Origin of the sequence: Fulvivirga sp. (assembly GCF_040220315.1) — a bacterium.
GTDB lineage: Bacteria > Bacteroidota > Bacteroidia > Cytophagales > Cyclobacteriaceae > Fulvivirga.
The window spans coordinates 1-3,682 of the sequence record NZ_JAVJUY010000049.1 but is presented as its reverse complement, the minus strand read 5'-3'; the positions used below and the strand labels follow the sequence as shown (position 1 = coordinate 3,682).

5 protein-coding genes are annotated in these 3,682 nt (G+C 35.9%); 2 read left to right on the top strand and 3 right to left on the bottom strand.

Translation table 11 applies throughout. The features are described from left to right. On the top strand, positions 1-601 hold a 601-nt coding region (locus tag RLO81_RS01785), incomplete at its 5' end, for a TRCF domain-containing protein (RefSeq protein WP_350106348.1). Here RLO81_RS01785 and RLO81_RS01780 read toward each other — a convergent pair. The 3 genes from RLO81_RS01780 to RLO81_RS01770 form a co-directional block, all read right to left on the bottom strand. Further along, entirely contained in the window at positions 584-835 is a 252-nt protein-coding gene (locus RLO81_RS01780; protein ID WP_350106345.1) for a hypothetical protein, read from the bottom strand. The two genes, RLO81_RS01785 and RLO81_RS01780, sit on opposite strands and share 18 nt — an antisense overlap. 134 nt (positions 836-969) lie before the next feature. After that, positions 970-1,683, bottom strand: coding sequence for a LytR/AlgR family response regulator transcription factor (locus tag RLO81_RS01775; protein WP_350106342.1), 714 nt, complete (start codon positions 1,681-1,683; stop codon positions 970-972). Continuing rightward, complete coding sequence (locus tag RLO81_RS01770; protein WP_350106339.1) at positions 1,680-2,747, bottom strand: sensor histidine kinase; 1,068 nt, start codon at positions 2,745-2,747, stop codon at positions 1,680-1,682. The genes RLO81_RS01775 and RLO81_RS01770 overlap by 4 nt, the downstream gene beginning before the upstream one ends. A 315-nt stretch (positions 2,748-3,062) precedes the next feature. On the opposite strand from RLO81_RS01770, the gene RLO81_RS01765 reads away from it, so the two are divergent. Continuing rightward, a partial coding sequence (locus RLO81_RS01765; RefSeq protein ID WP_350106336.1) for a formylglycine-generating enzyme family protein occupies positions 3,063-3,682 on the top strand: 620 nt, incomplete at its 3' end.

Here is a 3,682-nt window from a genome sequence, read left to right as displayed (position 1 = left end):
GAGTGGGTTCATTTCTGACTTAGGGTTTGATATGTATCACAAAATACTGGATGAGGCAGTACAGGAGCTTAAGGAGACAGAATTTAAAGACTTGTTTGCCAAAGAATTGACAGAATCACATAAACATTTGGTAAAGGATTGTAACATAGAAACGGACCTCGAACTTATTATACCCGAAGATTATGTGGGCAACATTTCAGAAAGGCTAAGTCTATACAATACGCTGGATAACCTGAAGAAAGAGGAGGAATTGCATGATTTTACCAATTCATTAATTGACAGGTTTGGTAAATTACCAAGTACCGTTCACGATTTAATTGAAACTGTTAAGTTACGATGGCAGGCCGAAGAATTGGGTTTTGAAAAGCTTACCATTAAGAATGGCAAATTGAAAGGCTATTTTATGTCTTCAGACCGTGAGGCTTATTTTAAATCAGAGGTTTTTGGTGGAATACTGGCGTATGTTCAAACGCACCCGAAGCGATGTAGATTAAAAGAATATAATGAAAAACTAATTCTTACGGTTGATGAGGTTCAATCAATTGACGAAGCCAAGTCTACTTTACAAACAATTTTAGATGGATCAGTAGTAAAGGTCTGAGATGTCTATATGATCTAAATAAGCATCAGCCAGACTCAAATTCTTAAATGCATGAATACCTAATACTTTCCCTTCTGAAGGAGAGTAATTTACCTCTACGAAATAATCTTTCATCAAATATAAGTAGTGCTTAGTGCCTGCTTCTTCTCGGTATAAAATGTAATCAGCAAAAACAGTGATAAAATCACATTTCTTGTCGAAGGGTAATATTTGAAAATCGTTTAAAGAGATCATAGCCGTAACTTTTGTTACAGCTACTAGTGAAAATTATGTGCCAGAGGATAAAAAGGCTTTAAATGAGCGTTTTAGAGAGTTGTTTTTCCAAAATGGGAATAAGAAACTTCTATTTTATCCCAAATTGGGATTTCTTAAAAGCTCATGAGCTCTTTAAATCGTTGTGTTTGTCTCCTTGAAACATCTACTTCGTGACCGCCTTTTAAGTAGATTTTTATACTACCGCTAAACCAGGGTTCAATACGCTCTACCCATTTTAAATTGATAATTTGTTGGCGATTGGCCCTAAAAAAAGTTTTAGTATCTAAGCGTGATTCCAGGTAGTTAAGTGTTCGTGGAATCATTGGTTTATGTTCATCGAAGTAAATTTTTGTATAATTACCGTCCACTTCAAAAATTCTTACGCTTGAAAGCTGAACGAACCAGCACCGCTCTCCATCTTTCACAAAAACCTGATGATTTTCCGTCATCCGATCTTCTTCATTGGCTTCTTGTTTATCTTTCTTCTCCTGAATTTTATTCAGTGCCCCTGCCAGCCGATCTTTTTGAATAGGTTTTTGAAGATAGTCTAATGCATTGTATTCAAATGCCTTTATCGCATATTCGTCATAAGCTGTAGTAAAGATGATTTCAGGGACCTCTTCTAAATCCTCCAAAAGCTCAAAGCCACTCTTTCCCGGCATTTGAATGTCAAGAAATACTAAATCTGGTTTCTTCTCCTCAATAAATTCTTTCGCCTCACTGGCATTGGCCGATTCGCCAATCACATTCACAAAATCAAATTCCTTTAATAACCTTTTAAGTTCATTTCTTGCTAAGCGCGAGTCATCTACAACTAATGCATTCATATTAATGGTATTTTAAAGCTGGCTTTCACCTGATGTTCATTCAAATTATTGATCTCTAAATTGGATATTTTACCAAAAAGCAATCTGAGTCGGTCAGAAGCATTTTTTAGTCCTATGCCCGTTCCTTTTTTCTCCGTGTTTATTTGACCTGAATTAATAACTTCCACAATTAGATTATCTTCCGATAAATATGATTTTATATTAATCTCACCGCCAGCAGGAAGATTAGAAATACCATGTTTAATGGCATTTTCAACCAACAATTGGATGGCCATTGGTGGCACTTTCAAATCCAACGTTTCAGGCTTTATTTCCAGTGTATATTTTAGTCGGTCCTCAAATTGGATGGATTCTAAGTTTAAATAGTTCTGAACCACATCCAACTCCTGCTCGATACTCACTTTTTCCCTGTTATTAAATTGCACAGAATACCTCAAAAGATCTGATAAATGGCCTATCATATCCCTGGATTTTTCAGGGTTTTCAATAACCAAAGAGCGGATATTGTTCAGACAATTGAAGAGAAAATGCGGGTTTATCTGTGATTTAAGGGCTATTAGTTCAGCATCTTTAACTGCAGCCTCCAATCTCCACTTTTCAATCTCACTACTTTTTAGGTTGATAAAAAACTTAAAAAGAAAATACATTATTGACCATCCCGCAGCTACAATGGACAGGTTTAAAACGATGATTACACCAATTCCAAATGTAAACTCCTGATCACTCTCTACTTTAAAAAAGGTGTTGTTAATAGGCAAAACTATGGCCGACCAGATGGTGCCAACAATTATTGACGCTAAAACAACCCTACCAGAAAGTTTAAATATTCCTATCTTCTCCCAAGAGTACCTTTTTATATAACCTCTGTACAGGTGTGTCAGTAAAAAGCCAACAATTACTGTATTCAGGTATCCTACAATTATCTGCCATTGATAGTCATTAAAATATGCGGCAACTCCTGCATAGAAAACGAAGAATAAACTCCAGCCAACAAGCTGAAATATCCAATACATTTTCTTTGTATTAATGGGCTGTTCGGTCATATAACTATCTAATTCCTGCACCAAAGTTCTGATTTATCTAAACGTGTTCAATTTAATTATTATCCTGTGGATTGTTGAATGGTTAAGTGGTTAATAATCAGTATGACAGACGAAATAGGTAGTGGCAACATATAATAAAATAAAACAATTACTGTTATATCAATAATGTCAGCTAAGTTTGAGATGAGCATTTGACAACTTTTTAAGCTAAAAATTCATTTTTGTGCTTATTTTATCGAATAGAAATGTTATTTTGCTCCCGAATATTCTTGCGAATACTTAGTATATATGACTATATTAGTATTTGCATTTAATTTTTTGAATAAATAAACAGGTATGAAAAGAACTGCAGGCTTTTTAAAAAGTGCTTTGTTAGTTGTTGGTGGATCAATGATGTTAACCTCTTGTTTCCTTGGTGGAGGCGGAGGTAGACCTACGAGTTCACACCCAGGTGCGTTAAGTACCGCTACAGGATTGGCTTATAATGATGAAGATAATAATGGATTTGAGGTAAAACCTTATGCAGGTCAGCCCGAAGGTCCAAATTTGGTTTTTATCGAAGGGGGTCGTTCCATTGTTGGTTCTTTTGAGGAAGACATTCTTAACAGAAGAGATAACATTGAGCGTACTGTTTCGGTAGCTTCATTTTACATGGACGAAACTGAAATCGCTAACATTCACTGGTTAGAATATCTTCATTACCTAAATGTTTCTGATTCTTCAAGAGAAGTATACATTGCTGCTTTACCAGATACTACTGTTTGGGAAGCACGTTTAGCGTATAACGACCCTTACGTTGATCACTACCTTAGATATCCTGGATTTAGATATTTCCCTGTGGTGGGAGTTAGTTGGGTACAGGCCAACAACTATGGCGATTGGAGAACAGCCGCGGTAAATCAGAAATTATACGAAGATTCTGGCGAAGAGCTTCCTGAAACTTCTGGTGGTAGAAT